Consider the following 14,221-nt stretch of genomic DNA (forward strand, 5'->3'; position numbering starts at 1 on the left):
AGCGCGAACTTTGCAGTTCGCGCTACTGCGCCGTTAGAATCGTTTGAACAGCGCGGGGGCGCGAACTACAAAGTTCGCGCTACTGCCGTGCCAGCCCTTCAAGTGTGTAACGGTTGCGTTTGGCCGGCTTATTTCTGAAAAATCCGCAGCTTTGACCTGCGGCTCCGGCTGGCATTTTTCTGTTTGCAACTCCCCACGCTCCTAATACCCTCACAACCATGTCTCAGCACAAAGAAGTCAAGCTCGTGACCACCCATCAGCTGCTGGCCATGAAGCAGCGCGGGGAGAAGATTTCCATGCTCACGGCCTACGATTTCTCCATGGCCACCATCCTCGACGGCGCCGGCATCGACGTGCTGCTCGTCGGCGACTCGGCCTCCAACGTCATGGCCGGCCACGAAACCACGCTGCCCATCACCCTCGACCAGATGATCTACCACGCTCAAAGTGTGGTGCGCGCCGTGAAACGGGCCTTCGTGGTGGTGGATATGCCGTTTGGCTCCTACCAGGGCAATTCGTCGGTGGCGCTGCAGTCGGCCATTCGCATCATGAAGGAGTCGGGCGGGCACGGTATCAAGCTGGAAGGTGGCGCCGAAATCAAGGACAGCATCACGCGCATCCTCACGGCCGGCATTCCGGTGATGGGCCACCTGGGCCTCACTCCCCAAAGTATTTATAAATTTGGCACCTACACCGTGCGGGCCAAAGAGGAAGCCGAGGCGCAGAAGCTAATTGAAGACGCGCTGCTGCTGGAAGAAATCGGGTGCTTTGCCTTGGTACTGGAAAAAATTCCGTCCTCATTGGCCAAGCAGGTAGCAGAAAAGCTCACCATTCCGGTTATCGGCATCGGCGCCGGCCCCGATGTGGATGGGCAGGTGCTGGTAGTGCACGACATGCTGGGCATCACCAAAGAGTTCAAGCCGCGCTTCCTGCGCCGCTACGCTGACCTGGGCGACATCATGCACGAAGCCGTGCAGCGCTACATCCAGGACGTAAAAAGCCGCGACTTCCCCACCCAGGAAGAAGCGTATTAAATCAATTATCCTGTCTGTCATTCCGAGCGGAGCGAGGAATCTGAAATAGCCTGTTTGCTATAGAAGCCGGATTCCTCGCTCTGATCGGAATGACAGCCTTACTTTTTCCTCAGAGTGAATCGTCCGAATCTGTGGTCGGAACAGAAGGAAATTCTGTTCGAAGACAACCATCTGCTCGTCATCAACAAGCCCGCCGGCCTGCTCGTGCAGGGCGACGCCACCGGCGACGAGCCTCTTTCGGCCAAGGCCGAGGAATACCTGCGCTTCAAGTACAAGAAGCCCGGCGCCGCCTTCGTGGGCGTGGCGCACCGCATCGACAGGCCCGTGAGCGGTATTGTGGTGCTAGCCAAAACCAGCAAAGCGCTGAGCCGCCTCAACGAAATGTTCCGCGACAACAAGATGCACAAGACCTACTGGGCCCTGACCGGTATGTGTCCCAACCCGCTCAGCGGCCACCTCACGCACTGGCTTGTCAAGGACCCTATCCGCAATACCACCAAAGCCTATCCCGAGCGCCACGGCCAGGGCCTGAAATCCGAGCTGGACTACCAGGTGCTGGGGCAGGCCGGCAACCGCTGGCTGGTGCAGGTAAACCCCATTACAGGCCGCCCGCACCAGATTCGGGTGCAGCTAAGCTCCGGACTGGGCACGCCTATCGTCGGCGACGTGAAGTACGGCTTCATTGCGCCCTTGCCCGACGTGAGCATTGCGCTGCACGCCCGCCAGCTGGAGTTGCAGCACCCCGTCACGAAGGAAAACATGGTACTGGTAGCTCCGCTGCCCGATATGCCGCATTGGGAAGCCGCGCAAGCCTATTACTAGAGGTCAGATTGTAAAAAGGGAGAGGTGAGCCTTTCGTTCTGTAGTCCAAGCGGGCCAACAGAACGAAAGGCTTACCTCTCCCTTCTTGTAGGCAGACCTTTAATCAGCGCCAATCCAACAACATTTTGGCCTTTTATATAGCAAAATTGCGCTACCGCCGAGTGTGGCCGTAGTTTTGTAAAACGGCTTCTGAACTAAACCGTGTCTTTCGGGCTTTTGCGCTCTGACACTGCAGCCGTTCCTGCATTGTTTCTAATCCATTCTGGCCCATGGCAATTCTCGTTTTCTTCGTTGCCCACTACTACCTGTCGCTGTTTACGCAGACATTCTACTTGCACCGCTACGCGGCGCACAAGATGTTCACGATGAACAAATTCTGGGAGAGGTTCTTCTTCCTGTTCACGTACCTCTGCCAGGGTTCTTCGTTCCTGTCGCCACGAGCATATGCGCTGCTGCACCGCATGCACCACGCCTACTCCGACACCGAGATGGACCCCCACTCACCGCTGTTTTCGTCGAATGCCTTTTCGATGATGTGGAAAACTAAGAACATCTACAACGATGTGCTGAACCGCAACTATGCTGCTGCTGAGCGTTTCGAAGGCGATTATCCGGAGTGGAACCTGATTGAGAGCATTGGCGACAAATGGTATTCGCGCTTGGCCTTCGGCACTATGTATGTACTGTTTTACATCAACTTTGCCACGGCATGGTGGCAGTACCTACTGCTGCCCATCCACTTCCTGATGGGCCCGATACATGGTGCCATTGTGAACTGGGGCGGCCATAAATACGGCTATCAGAATTTCGATAACCACGACCACTCCAAAAACACGTTACCTTTTGATTTCTTGGCCTTCGGCGAGTTGTTCCAGAACAACCACCACAAGCTGCCGATGCGCGTGAACTTCGGCGTGAAGAAATGGGAGTTGGACCCAACCTACTCGGTTATCTGGCTGCTCGATAAGGCCCGCATCGTGAAGGTGAAGCGCAAGTGGCAGCAGCCAGTGCCGATGGCCGCTTAATAACCCGATATTTTGTTTGCCCTGAAAAGGCTGTTGCTGTTCGGCAACAGCCTTTTCTGTTGATAGCCCGCGCCTGATTATGGGTTCAGTCCCCAGCCAATTGGCGGAATGCTTTCAATCTGCATAATATGTCCTTACCTTTGCACCTCATTTTCAACCAGACGCACGAGTTGCGTCGCTTAACCAACCCGGTTTATGGCAGTTAAAATCCGCCTCGCCCGTCGTGGCCGTAAAAAGGCCGCTCAGTTCGACATCGTTGTTGCCGATTCGCGCGCTCCGCGTGATGGCCGTTTCATCGAGAAAATCGGTACCTACGATCCTAACACCAACCCTGCTTCCATCAACTTCGATGGCGAAAAGGCTTTTGACTGGATCATGAAAGGTGCCCAGCCTACCGACACGGTACGGGCTATGCTCTCTTACCGCGGCGTATTGTACCGCAAGCACCTGCAACTGGGTGTTATCAAAGGCGCCATTGCGCAGGACGTAGCCGACCAGCGCTACGCCGACTGGAAAGAGCAGAAAGACGCTAAAATCGAAGGCAAGCGCACCACCATCGGTACGGCTAAGGAAGAAGCTCGCAAGAGCGCTCTGGCTGCCGAATCGAAAGTGAAGGAAGCCCGCGCTGAAGCTATCCGCAAGAAAAACACGCCCGCTCCAACGGAAGCTCCGGCTGCCGAAGGCGAAACCACCGAGGCAGAAGCTACGGCTGAAACCACGGACGAAGCCGGCGCTTAGTTTTCTGGTGAGTGAATGATTAGGTGATTAAGTGACAAAGTACGTTGGCCCATCCGGCTGGGGTAGCTTATCACTTAATCACCTAATCACTTACAGCCCTTACTCTCCGACCATGACACTCGACGACTATTATCAGCTAGGCTCCATCGGGAAGCCACACGGCCTGAAAGGGTTTGTGATGGCCTTTCTCGACGTAGACGACCCGCAGGAGTACCGCAAGCTGAAGTCGGTGTTGCTGGAGATGCCCTCGGCTCCCGGCAAGCTGGTGTCGTACGACGTGGAGAAGCTGCAGCCGCAGTCCAATGAGCGGGCATTGCTCAAGCTCAAAGGCATCGACCGGATTGAGGAAGCCGAGCCCCTGCGCAACGCCAAACTCTACCGCTCTTTGCAGGAGCTGCCGAGTTTGGCCGCCGACCAGTTCTATTTTCACGACGTCATCGGTTACACGGTGCTCGACGAGAAATTAGGGCCGCTGGGCACCGTGGAAACCTTCTACGAGTTGCCACAGCAGGACGTGCTGGCCATGCGCTACAAAGGGCAGGAAGTGCTGATTCCGGTGGTGGACGAGTTGGTGTCGCACGCCGACCAGGCCACCCGGACGCTGCACGTCACGCTGCCCGACGGGCTGCTGGACGTATATCTGCAGCCTTCCTCGCGCGAGCAGGACGAGCCCGACGAAACCGAAGAAGTCTAGTTCCGGCCATCATGCGCATCGACATCGTCACGTGTCAGCCGGATTTGCTGATCAGCCCCTTCGCGCACTCCATCGTGAAACGCGCGCAGGACAAAGGGCTGGTGGAAATTCAGCTGCACGATTTGCGCCGCTATGCCATCAACAAGCACGGCCAGATTGACGACTATATGTTTGGCGGCGGCGCCGGCATGGTGCTACGAGTAGAGCCCATTGCGGCCTGCTTCGACGCTTTGCTGGCCGAGCGCAGCTACGATGCCATCATCTACCTGACGCCTGACGGGGAAACCCTGCGGCAGCCGCTGGCCAACCGCCTTTCTCTGGCGGGCAACCTGCTGCTGCTGTGCGGCCACTATAAGGGCGTTGATGAGCGGATCCGACAAGCCTATATCACCCACGAAATCAGCATCGGCGACTACGTGCTGAGCGGGGGTGAGATGGGGGCGGCGGTGCTCGTGGATGCAGTAGTTCGGCTGCTGCCCGGCGTGCTGGGCAACGAAGAATCGGCCCTCAGCGACTCGTTTCAGGATAACCTACTGGCTCCGCCCGTGTACACCCGCCCGGCGGAGTGGCGCGGGCTGCCGGTTCCGGAAATCCTGCTGTCCGGCAATACCCCCAAAATTGACGTCTGGCGGCACGATCAGGCGCTGGAACGCACCCAGCTTCGCCGTCCAGACTTGCTAAATGGCTAGCTGAATTGAATGGTTGACTAGCTGCCCGGTTGCCTGCTCCGTGAACGGTCAAGCATTCAGCTATTTATCTGTTCAATATTTCAGCTTGCAATCCTAAAAACAGAGGGCTATATTTGCACCTCTTTACCCGAAACCCCAGACGGCGCGGCCGTCCTTCACAGTTTTTTCAGCCATGAGCGTACTACTCGATTTTATTCAGCAGGAATCCCAGGAGCGCCGCGCCAGCTTCCCCGCCTTTGCTGCCGGCGACACCGTTAACGTACACGTTAAGATTCGTGAGGGCAACAAGGAGCGCATTCAGCAGTTCCAGGGCGTTGTAATTCAGCGTAAAAACAGCAACTCCAACGGCGAAACTTTCACCGTTCGTAAGATTTCCAACCAGATTGGTACCGAGCGTATCTTCCCCCTACTGTCGCCTAACATCGATAAAGTAGAGGTAATCCGTCGCGGTAAAGTACGTCGTGCCCGTCTGTTCTACCTGCGTGGCCTGTCGGGTAAAGCGGCCCGTATCAAGGAGAAGCGCCGTACGGTGGTTGCGGCCGCTTAAGCGCCAGCACTTACCCTACACGGCAGCGGCCGGCTTTCCTTGCGGGAAGCCGGCCGCTGTTTTTACAGTCTCCAACAACTCTTTACGACACAAAAAAGGCGCTTCCTACAGGGAAGCGCCTTTTTTAGTTCTTTAAAGCTGTGCTGAATATTACTCAGCAGCAGTTTGGGTACCCGACATCTGCTTGGCTGCCGCGCTCAAAGCTTCGCCTAGTTTGGTCACGCGCTCAGCGGTGTTGGGGTTTTCGGCGAATACAGCCGCTTTGGTGGTGTTAGTGCCGAGGCGGGCCAGCAGTTTGCCTACCAGATCCTTGTCGATGCCGCCGCCATTGAAGTGGGCTTTCAGGTCCTGCAGATCCACTACAATCTGGTGCAGCTCAGGATTGTTTACGTCTTTCAGATCTTCAATCCAGCGCTGAAAATGATTGTCGATGCCGGAACGGTCGGCTTCTTCCTGCAAATCGCTGCCGAGGATTTTAACGGCACCATCCAGGTGATTCTGATGCTGGGTGTCGTCTTTGGGCTGCTTATGAAATGACATGTCGAAGTGATTGGGCCGCCTGTAGAGGGCAGCAGTGTGGGAAGTATGCCCGTGCAAACGCAAGGCTTTATGGAAAGGTTATGCCGCAGCCGGGCCGCAATACGCAGCAGACCCTTACTTTCGTTTCCTGGTTGTCGTTTCGCCTGTTGCTGTTTTATATGAAAAAATTTCTGGTTGGCTATTGCCTGTTGCTGCTTCCCCTGAGTGGTGTAGCGCAGCCTTCAGCTGTTGCTAAAAATCCGGCACCCTACTGGCAGCAGCAGGTCAGCTATTCCATCGACGTAACCCTCGACGATAAGCAGCACCTGCTGACGGGCCGCGAAGAGCTCGTATACACCAACAACTCGCCCGACGCGCTGCCTTACATCTGGTTTCATCTGTGGCCAAATGCCTACCGCGACGATAACACCGCCTTTGCCAGGCAGCAGCTACGCAACGGCAGCCGTAAGTTTCACTTTTCCACCCCAGAGCAGCGCGGCTACATCGACCAGCTCGATTTCCAGGTGAACGGCCAGCCAGCCAAGCTGGAGCTGGACCCCGAAAACCCCGATATGGCCAAATTGCTGCTGCCGCAGCGCTTGGCGTCCGGGGCCAGCGTTACTATTAGCACGCCGTTTCGGGTGAAGATTCCCGATTCCTTCTCGCGCTTTGGGCACGTCGAGCAGAGCTACCAGATTACACAGTGGTACCCCAAGCCGGCTGTATACGACCGGCGCGGCTGGCACGCCATGCCCTACCTCGACCAAGGCGAATTTTACTCGGAGTTTGGCTCGTTTGATGTGCGCATCACGCTGCCAGCCAACTACACGGTGGGCGCAACCGGTGTGCTCCAGAACTCCGAGGAACAGCAGCGTCTGCGCCAGTTGGCTGATGCCGCCGCTGGCAAGAAAACCCAGAAAGACTTCGGCGACGACCAGTCCTTCCCGGTTTCCAGTGCTGAAACCAAAACTCTGCGCTACGTGCAGGACCGCGTGCACGACTTCGCCTGGTTTGCCGACAAGCGCTTTAATGTGCTGAAAAGTGCCGTAACGCTGCCCTCGGGCCGCGCCGTAGATACCTGGGTACTGTTCACCAACAAAGAGGCGGAGAAGTGGGTGAAGGGCTTGCAGGACGTGGATTCGGCGGTGGCATACTACTCCCGCTGGGTGGGCGAATACCCCTATAGCGCTGCCACAGCTGTGGATGGCGCCCTTAGCGCCGGCTCGGGCATGGAGTACCCGATGGTAACCGTGACGCAGCCTTCGGCCATTGTACACGAAGTCGGCCACAACTGGTTCTACGGAATTTTGGGCACCAACGAGCGGGACTTTGCTTGGATGGATGAGGGCGTGAACTCCTACGTGGAAAACCGCGTGGCGGCCCGCAATGGCGAGCAGGCCGGCGGCCTGCTGGGTTTGCCCACCAAAGGCGTCGGCGCTGCTGCTCTCACCCTCAACGGGTTGCCGGACGCGGCCCTCAATTACATTCCTTACCAGGCCGTAGCCAGCCGCAGCCTCGACCAGCCAGTTACCAACCTTGGCTCCGCCGACTATGGCAAGCTTAATTACGGCATCATCGTGTATGGCAAGACGGCCTCGCTGCTGCAGTATCTGGCGGCGTATTTGGGGCAGGTGAAGTTCGATGCGGCCATGCAGGCCTACTACGCCCGCTGGCAGTTCCGGCACCCCTACCCCGAGGATATGCAGGCCGTATTCGAGGAAGTAGCAGGCCAGAAGCTCGACTGGTTTTTCAACGACATGCTCAACGGCCAGCACCGCTATAATGCCGTGCTGTCGAAGTCGAAGCTGGAGAAAGGCCAGCGCAAGGTGCTGATTCGCAACGATTCGCCGGCTCCGTTTCCGTTTCCGGTGGCCAGCCTCGATGCCAGCGGCCGGGTACTGGAAACGCAGTGGACCAAGCCATTTGCCCGCACCGACGAGTCGGATGACGCCGTACTGCGCTTTCGCGACGAGAACGTAGCCAGCCTGGTTGTCGACCCGGACTACCTCACGCCCCAGCTCAACCGCCGCGACGACCATCTGCGCACCACCGGCTCGTTGCGGGCGCTGGAGCGCATCCGGCTGCGGCCTTTACTCAGCCCCGAGCGCTGGGACCAGGCCGCCATCAACTGGCTGCCCGTGGTGGGCGCCAACACGTCAGATAAGTTTATGCTGGGCGCAGCCTTCTACAACAGCCTGCTCAATGTCAAGAAATTCAGCTACCTAGTTATGCCCATGTATAGCTTCAACCAAAAGGAGCTGAATGGCATCGGGATGCTGAACCTCAATATTCTGCCGGAACGAATTACGCGCCGGGCCGTGGTGGGTGTGCTGTTTCAGCGTTTCGAGCGCTACCAGAAGGTGGAGCCCAGCCTGACGCTGTCGTTCCCCCACTCAGCCTTCAACGCGCCGCAGCACACCGTGAAGCTGGCAAATACGGCCATTGAAGACCAGGACCGCCGCACCACTACCAGCATCCAGACGCTGGAGTACTGCCTGCAAACCGGCAATGCCCTCCGCCAATGGGCTGCGCACGCCGAGTTCAACTACCTCACGCCCGACCTGGCCGATGACAACGTGCGCACCGACGCGGCGATGCTTCGGGCCGAGGCCAGCTACCTGCGCTACTATTCGCCCAAGAAAAGCTTTTCGGTGCGGGTGTTCGGTGGCGCCTTTCTTAACAAGGCCAACGACACGCCCTTCGTCATCGGGCTAAGCGGCAGCCCCGACTACCGCCGCCAGACCATGTTTCTGGACCGGCAGCAAATTTCGCCCAGCCTGGCTGCCCAACAGCACCAGTTTGATGGCCGCGACGGTGCTTTCAAGGCGTATTTGCCAGTGGGCAGCAGCCGCTGGCTTACCACGCTCAATCTGCAGGCCGACCTGCCGGTAACGCCGTTTGGGGTGTTTGCTGATTTCGGTATGACCAAGGAGCGAAACCAGCTGGCCGCCAGCCGCAGCCCCCAGCGCGCCTACTACGATGCCGGCCTGTCGTTGCCGCTGTTCAACAAACTGCTGAGCTTCTATTTGCCGTTGGCTGGCTCGCAGTATGAAAACGGCCTACCTGGCAGCCGCAAGGCCCTCACCAGCCAGCTGCGCTTCGTGCTGCGCCTCGATCAGCTCAGCCCATTCCGGCTGCTGGATGAGCAACTGGCCCAATAACTGGTAGCGTATGCGCCTTTCTCCGTTGCTGATTTTGGCAGCCTTGGCTGCTGCGATGCTGGCCTCCACTGGCTGCCAGACGCAGTATGAAGACTTGCCAACCTTTTCGCAGGAACGCAAGCTGCTGCAGGTAGTAGTGGAAATGCCTGCTGGCACCAACCGCGCCCAGCGTTACGATGCCACTGAACACAAATTCGTGCCGGGACGCCGCGCCGGCCTCGACCATGTGGTGGAGTTTCTGCCCTGCCCCGGCAATAGTGGCTTCATTCCTGGCACTACTAGCAGCCAAGCTTTAAATCAGCCATTAACGGCGCTGGTGCTTTCTGAAGCTCAGCCAGCCGGCACTGTGCTGGAAGTGCTGCCCATCGGCCTAGTCACGCTCGACGACAACGGCCTGTTGCGCCCCATTGTGCTAACCGTACCGGCCCGGCCCAGCCAGCAGATTCTACCGGCCGTGAGCACCTGGCACGACCTCACCTCCCGCTACCCCGGCGCGCGGGAAGTACTGCGGCAGTGGTTTCAGCACCAGGGTAGGGCGGGCGAGGTGCGCATCGTGAGCTGGAAAGACGAAAAAGCTGCCGAGCAGCAGGTGCGCAACGCCATGCAGTAAGAACCACAGATTTGGCAGATTGCTTGGATTACGCAGATGCTGTTAGCACTGGTGCCATAGGCCGCGCCAAATCTCAGCTGATTCAGTGCCTGGGAGCGACGCACAGATTATTCCACAACTGCCCATAATAAAAAAGGCCACCTTCAAGGGTGGCCTTTTACAATTCCAAAAAATGAATTTGGATCTGTGCAATCCAATTAATCTGCCAAATCTACGATTCTACTCGATTTTGGTCATGCGCTCCTTCACTGCTTCCAGTGCTACACGCATGTTTACAATATCGGCGCGGGCAGCTTCCTGCTCTTTCAGGTTCAGGTCAATCAGGTTGTTGTACTGCAGCAACTCAGCGGCGTTCTGAGCCAGCTGCTGCTGGATTTCCGACTTGCGCAGCTTGTTTCTTTCGATGTCCTTTTTAATGGCGTCCGACTTCTGGATAACTGCCATGTGGTTGTTTTGCGACGATACCAGCGAGCGTTCTGCTTCCGCAACCTGTACGGCCAAATCTTCGCGGTACAGCATACGAGCGAAATCCTTGAGGTATTTCTCAGCCGACTTCCACTGCACGGGAGTAGCATCCTTGCCCAAGTAGGCGTTACCTAAGTCAATGGACCACCAGACCGACGTGCCGGTAGGCGTGGCATCTACCTTGCTGATTACACGGATAGGCGTTTTGGAAATGTCCTCAATAACAACGCCATCCATCGAATAAACGCCTTTATCGGCCTTTACTTTGCTGCCGAACTTGGTGTCCAGCTGCTTTTTCCAGGAATCGTCAACTCGCTTGCTGTCCAGCTGAATTGTTACGCGTTGGCCTTTGCGTGGAATGCCTTTGATGGCCATATCCGTCTCATCGACGGGGGACTTCTGCGCATAGCCCGTCACCGACAGCACTAACATCAGCAGAGAGAGGAGTACGCCTTTTTTCATAGGTATGCAGTGATTAAGAAAAGGGGAAAGTCTCAATTATGTCCGGTTTTCCTATTCCGGCTCACCAAATTTAACCACTGCCCTTTCATCTGCCTATGGGCTCTGAGGTTTTTTTTGATTGGAATACACTTTTATTAAATAGGTTATACTGAATACTGTTTAACTACAAAAAATACCATTTAACCATCAATCTGGCTGCTCACCTGCTGCAGCACTTGCTACGTATGATGAACAATACCTATGCTTCCTGGTTTCCCCAACTATGTCTGTAACTGTCTGCCGCAAAGAACATTTTAATGCTGCCCACCGTCTGCACAATCCGGCGTGGAGCCCGGAGCAAAACCAGCAGGTATTCGGCAAATGCAACAACCCCAGCTACCATGGGCACAATTACGAGCTGATTGTGCGCCTGACGGGCGAAATAGACCCGGAAACGGGCTATGTGTACGATATGAAGCGCTTGAGTGACCTCATTAAGCGCGAGATTCTGGATACCTTTGACCACCGGAATCTTAACCTCGACACCGAAGAATTCCGTCATCTTAATCCTACCGCCGAAAATATGGCCGTAGTCATCTGGAACCGACTGCGGACCTACGTAGAGCCCAAGTTGGCTCTTTCGGTCACGCTGTACGAGACCGAGCGCAATTTTGTAGAATACCATGGCTAATCCCACGCCCACGCCCGAGGGCACCCTACGCCTCACTACCGACGCGCACCTCCCCCCCGACTTGCATACACCTTTGCGACCTGATGCCTTTGCGTTGAGCGACGAAGAGAAAATTGTTGGTATCACAGAGCACTTCCGTGAAATCATGCACCTGCTGGGGCTCGACCTCAGCGACGACAGCTTGGCTGGCACACCGCGCCGGGTAGCCAAAATGTATGTGCAGGAGTGGTTCCGGGGCCTTAATCCTGTGCACCGCCCCGAGGTGCGGCTATTCGAGAACCGCTACCAGTACTCGCAATTACTGCTGGAGCGCGACATCACCTTGTTTTCTTGCTGCGAGCATCATTTTGTGCCCATCATCGGCAAGGCGCACGTGGCATATCTGCCCGCCGACAATGTGGTAGGGCTCAGCAAGCTCAACCGGGTAGTGCAGTATTATGCCCGACGCCCGCAGGTGCAGGAACGCCTCACGCGCCAGATTGCGGAGGAACTGAAGCAAACCCTACACACCGACAATGTGGCCGTCCTCATCGAGGCCGACCACCTGTGCGTGATGAGCCGCGGCGTGAATGATACCAGCAGCTCCACTATTACAGCCGAGTACAGCGGTGCCTTTGCCGCGGATGCTACTCTGCGGGCCGAATTTCTCCGCCTGCTTGGCAAATGAGTTCCGGGTTTCTGCTTACTTGTATCTAGTTTTGGCGAATCGGCTATGGCTTCTGGCATCAAGCAGCCCTACCAGTTTACCGATAGCACAGGCAGAACGCAGGCAAACGGCATACGCACCAGAAACTCCCCAAAATGTCCCGAAAAGTTCTCATCAGCGGCGGTACCGGTATGATTGGTACCCGCCTTGCCGAGATGCTCATTGACGCCGGCTACGAAGTAGCATTGCTCAGCCGGCAGCCCACCAACAGCCACTACCGTACTTTCCGCTGGGACCCGCGTGCCGGCACCATCGACGAGGCAGCCATCCGGTACGCCGATTACGTGGTGAATCTGGCCGGCTCCAGTGTGTCGGACGGCAAGTGGACCGATGAGCGCAAGCGCGACATCATGACCAGCCGCCTGGGCGGCACCACGCTGCTGGCCCGCGAACTGGCCAAGCCCGGCCACCACGTGCGGGCCTTCGTGTCGGCCTCGGCCATCGGCATTTATGGCGACAGCGCCGACCGGGTAGTGAACGAGGAGACGCCAGCCGCTTCCGCCGACGACTTCCTGGCCGACGTATCGCGGCAGTGGGAGCTAGCGGCGCAGGATGTGGAGAAGCTGGGCATCCGCACCGTTATCAGCCGCATCGGCATCGTGCTCAGCCCCGAGGGCGGGGCACTAGTGCCGCTGGCCCGCACTGTGAAGCTGATGGCTGGCGCCCCGCTGGGTTCGGGCAAGCAGTTTATGTCCTGGATTCACCTCGACGACCTGTGCCGCCTGATCATTCAGATGCTGGAAGAGCCGAAGTGGGAAGGCACCTACAACGCCGTAGCGCCGCACCCGGTCACAAACGAGGAATTCACGAAAGTGCTGGCCGACGTGCTGCACCGCCCGCTGGTGCTGCCTAAAGTGCCGGAATTTGCCCTGAACCTGATGATGGGGGAGATGAGCGAAATCGTTCTGGGCTCGCAACGCGTAAGTGCCGAAAAGGTGCTACGTGAGGGCTTCACATTTGAATACCCAAGCCTGAAGCCCGCACTGGAATCGTTTTACGGGGAGCAGTAGCAGTTATTGCTAATGAGCAAACAGCTTTTTGCTGCTGCGGCATGTTGCCTATTATCGTTTGGCACCGCAGTGGCCCAACGTCAGCCGCAGGGTTTGTCGGATCTGATAAATACGCGGGAGCCCGGCTGGGGCTTAGTGCAGCAGTGGATAAACGCCGCCAAGAATCCGGTGGAAGTACTGCCCAGAACACCTAGCCGCGCCGACAGCACCTTACTGGCTGCCCAAATAACAACTCGCTCCCCGATGGGGGCCATCATTTATGAAACTGGCGGCCTGCTGATTGACAATGGCTGGCTGCGCATTTTGGGGTCGGGCTCGACGGCTCTGAATCGAGACCTGGTGCAGTGGAACCAAGATAAACAGGACGGTTTCCTGCTAATTGCTGATGATATAGCAGGTGGTTTTTTCGCTATCAATGCCGGGGCTTTTGGAGCAACTTCAATCGGGCATGTGTTTTATATGAGCCCTGATACGCTGCGGTGGCAAGCCGTCAGCAGTTCTTATTCAGAATTTCTGATTTTCTGTTTTTCCGGCGACTTACAAAAGTTCTATCGTGAATTACGCTGGAAAGCTTGGCAGTCAGACACCAGGCAAATCAGCGGTAGCCAAGGCATGGCATTTTATCCGTTCCTGTTTACTACCGAAGGCCGCAACATTGAGAAAGTCAGCCGTCGGCCAGTGCCCGTGCAGGAATTGTGGATACTTTACCAAGACATGCAACGCCAGCTTGATGGCCGCTGAGGTTGATTTTTATTTGTGCGCTACGCCAACATGGCACGTATTACACAATTTCTGTTTTGCATGCAGAAGGTCATGCCGCTTTTAGCAGCTGCACTATCTGCGTGTGATACGCTTACAACAGAAATCTGCGGAGAATTATCGGGCGACCATAAGGCCTACGTTGTGCGTGTGAACTGTATGTATAAAGGTCGGCTGCAAGTCCAGCAGGTTCCTTGCTATCCTGGATATCTGCAGGTTAAGTGCTGGTCTACCGTTTCCAGTAAAACACTAGACTCGATTGACGTGTCCGCCAGCACACTCGGGTGGATGGAGGTGTTGGTCTACAACC

General features: G+C 56.7%; 15 protein-coding genes. 13 read left to right on the top strand and 2 right to left on the bottom strand.

The features are described from left to right. Nucleotides 1-218 precede the first annotated feature (218 nt). From panB to rplS, 7 genes are all read left to right on the top strand, one after another. Nucleotides 219-1,034, top strand: a complete 816-nt coding sequence (panB, locus tag H8B14_RS01320) for a 3-methyl-2-oxobutanoate hydroxymethyltransferase (protein ID WP_044016464.1) — start codon at nt 219-221, stop codon at nt 1,032-1,034. A 114-nt stretch (nt 1,035-1,148) separates the two neighbouring features. Continuing rightward, nucleotides 1,149-1,856 carry an RluA family pseudouridine synthase gene (locus H8B14_RS01325; protein ID WP_187313828.1) on the top strand — a complete coding sequence of 236 codons (708 nt, stop codon included), beginning with the start codon at nt 1,149-1,151 and terminating at the stop codon, nt 1,854-1,856. Between the two features lie 269 nt (nt 1,857-2,125). Further along, entirely contained in the window at nt 2,126-2,881 is a 756-nt protein-coding gene (locus tag H8B14_RS01330) for an acyl-CoA desaturase (protein ID WP_187313829.1), read from the top strand. 195 nt (nt 2,882-3,076) lie between these two features. Further along, nucleotides 3,077-3,619, top strand: a complete 543-nt coding sequence (locus tag H8B14_RS01335; RefSeq protein WP_187313830.1) for a 30S ribosomal protein S16 — start codon at nt 3,077-3,079, stop codon at nt 3,617-3,619. 112 nt (nt 3,620-3,731) lie between these two features. Continuing rightward, the gene (gene rimM, locus H8B14_RS01340) at nt 3,732-4,313 is read left to right on the top strand and encodes a ribosome maturation factor RimM (RefSeq protein ID WP_187313831.1); all 582 of its coding nucleotides are present in this window, start codon (nt 3,732-3,734) and stop codon (nt 4,311-4,313) included. Between the two features lie 11 nt (nt 4,314-4,324). Then, a complete protein-coding gene (gene trmD / locus H8B14_RS01345) occupies nt 4,325-5,002 on the top strand; it encodes a tRNA (guanosine(37)-N1)-methyltransferase TrmD (RefSeq protein ID WP_187313832.1) in 678 nt (225 codons plus the stop codon). 172 nt (nt 5,003-5,174) lie between these two features. Continuing rightward, nucleotides 5,175-5,549, top strand: a complete 375-nt coding sequence (gene rplS / locus H8B14_RS01350) for a 50S ribosomal protein L19 (protein WP_187313833.1) — start codon at nt 5,175-5,177, stop codon at nt 5,547-5,549. 150 nt (nt 5,550-5,699) lie between these two features. Here the strand turns inward: rplS and H8B14_RS01355 are convergent, their stop codons facing one another. After that, entirely contained in the window at nt 5,700-6,089 is a 390-nt protein-coding gene (locus tag H8B14_RS01355; protein WP_187313834.1) for a hypothetical protein, read from the bottom strand. Between the two features lie 158 nt (nt 6,090-6,247). Here H8B14_RS01355 and H8B14_RS01360 point away from each other — a divergent pair, with 158 nt between their 5' ends. Both H8B14_RS01360 and H8B14_RS01365 read left to right on the top strand, forming a co-directional pair. Next, entirely contained in the window at nt 6,248-9,229 is a 2,982-nt protein-coding gene (locus H8B14_RS01360) for a M1 family metallopeptidase (protein ID WP_187313835.1), read from the top strand. Nucleotides 9,230-9,239: 10 nt separating this feature from the next. Continuing rightward, nucleotides 9,240-9,839: an inorganic diphosphatase gene (locus tag H8B14_RS01365; RefSeq protein ID WP_187313836.1), complete on the top strand. Its 600-nt coding sequence runs from the start codon at nt 9,240-9,242 to the stop codon at nt 9,837-9,839. A gap of 219 nt (nt 9,840-10,058) precedes the next feature. On the opposite strand, the gene H8B14_RS01370 is transcribed toward H8B14_RS01365, so the two are convergent. Beyond that, nucleotides 10,059-10,766 carry a hypothetical protein gene (locus H8B14_RS01370; RefSeq protein WP_187313837.1) on the bottom strand — a complete coding sequence of 236 codons (708 nt, stop codon included), beginning with the start codon at nt 10,764-10,766 and terminating at the stop codon, nt 10,059-10,061. 262 nt (nt 10,767-11,028) lie between these two features. Between H8B14_RS01370 and H8B14_RS01375 the strand changes: the two genes are divergently transcribed. From H8B14_RS01375 to H8B14_RS01390, 4 genes are all read left to right on the top strand, one after another. Next, nucleotides 11,029-11,436, top strand: coding sequence for a 6-pyruvoyl trahydropterin synthase family protein (locus H8B14_RS01375; RefSeq protein WP_187313838.1), 408 nt, complete (start codon nt 11,029-11,031; stop codon nt 11,434-11,436). Beyond that, nucleotides 11,429-12,103, top strand: coding sequence for a GTP cyclohydrolase I FolE (gene folE / locus H8B14_RS01380; protein ID WP_187313839.1), 675 nt, complete (start codon nt 11,429-11,431; stop codon nt 12,101-12,103). The genes H8B14_RS01375 and folE overlap by 8 nt, the downstream gene beginning before the upstream one ends. Before the next feature lie 134 nt (nt 12,104-12,237). Continuing rightward, entirely contained in the window at nt 12,238-13,152 is a 915-nt protein-coding gene (locus tag H8B14_RS01385) for a TIGR01777 family oxidoreductase (RefSeq protein WP_187313840.1), read from the top strand. A gap of 12 nt (nt 13,153-13,164) precedes the next feature. Then, complete coding sequence (locus H8B14_RS01390; RefSeq protein WP_187313841.1) at nt 13,165-13,893, top strand: DUF2625 family protein; 729 nt, start codon at nt 13,165-13,167, stop codon at nt 13,891-13,893. The last annotated feature ends 328 nt before the right edge of the window (nt 13,894-14,221 follow it).

Source organism: Hymenobacter puniceus (genome assembly GCF_014333525.1).
GTDB lineage: Bacteria > Bacteroidota > Bacteroidia > Cytophagales > Hymenobacteraceae > Hymenobacter.

What these genes read in the sequence shown, in the direction of transcription:
- panB (WP_044016464.1), top strand. Translation starts at nt 219, where the DNA reads ATGTCTCAGCACAAAGAAGTCAAGCTCGTGACCACCCATCAGCTGCTG.
- H8B14_RS01330 (WP_187313829.1), top strand. Translation starts at nt 2,126, where the DNA reads ATGGCAATTCTCGTTTTCTTCGTTGCCCACTACTACCTGTCGCTGTTT.
- H8B14_RS01335 (WP_187313830.1), top strand. Translation starts at nt 3,077, where the DNA reads ATGGCAGTTAAAATCCGCCTCGCCCGTCGTGGCCGTAAAAAGGCCGCT.
- rimM (WP_187313831.1), top strand. Translation starts at nt 3,732, where the DNA reads ATGACACTCGACGACTATTATCAGCTAGGCTCCATCGGGAAGCCACAC.
- trmD (WP_187313832.1), top strand. Translation starts at nt 4,325, where the DNA reads ATGCGCATCGACATCGTCACGTGTCAGCCGGATTTGCTGATCAGCCCC.
- rplS (WP_187313833.1), top strand. Translation starts at nt 5,175, where the DNA reads ATGAGCGTACTACTCGATTTTATTCAGCAGGAATCCCAGGAGCGCCGC.
- H8B14_RS01355 (WP_187313834.1), bottom strand. Translation starts at nt 6,089, where the DNA reads ATGTCATTTCATAAGCAGCCCAAAGACGACACCCAGCATCAGAATCAC.
- H8B14_RS01360 (WP_187313835.1), top strand. Translation starts at nt 6,248, where the DNA reads ATGAAAAAATTTCTGGTTGGCTATTGCCTGTTGCTGCTTCCCCTGAGT.
- H8B14_RS01365 (WP_187313836.1), top strand. Translation starts at nt 9,240, where the DNA reads ATGCGCCTTTCTCCGTTGCTGATTTTGGCAGCCTTGGCTGCTGCGATG.
- H8B14_RS01370 (WP_187313837.1), bottom strand. Translation starts at nt 10,766, where the DNA reads ATGAAAAAAGGCGTACTCCTCTCTCTGCTGATGTTAGTGCTGTCGGTG.
- H8B14_RS01375 (WP_187313838.1), top strand. Translation starts at nt 11,029, where the DNA reads ATGTCTGTAACTGTCTGCCGCAAAGAACATTTTAATGCTGCCCACCGT.
- folE (WP_187313839.1), top strand. Translation starts at nt 11,429, where the DNA reads ATGGCTAATCCCACGCCCACGCCCGAGGGCACCCTACGCCTCACTACC.
- H8B14_RS01385 (WP_187313840.1), top strand. Translation starts at nt 12,238, where the DNA reads ATGTCCCGAAAAGTTCTCATCAGCGGCGGTACCGGTATGATTGGTACC.
- H8B14_RS01390 (WP_187313841.1), top strand. Translation starts at nt 13,165, where the DNA reads ATGAGCAAACAGCTTTTTGCTGCTGCGGCATGTTGCCTATTATCGTTT.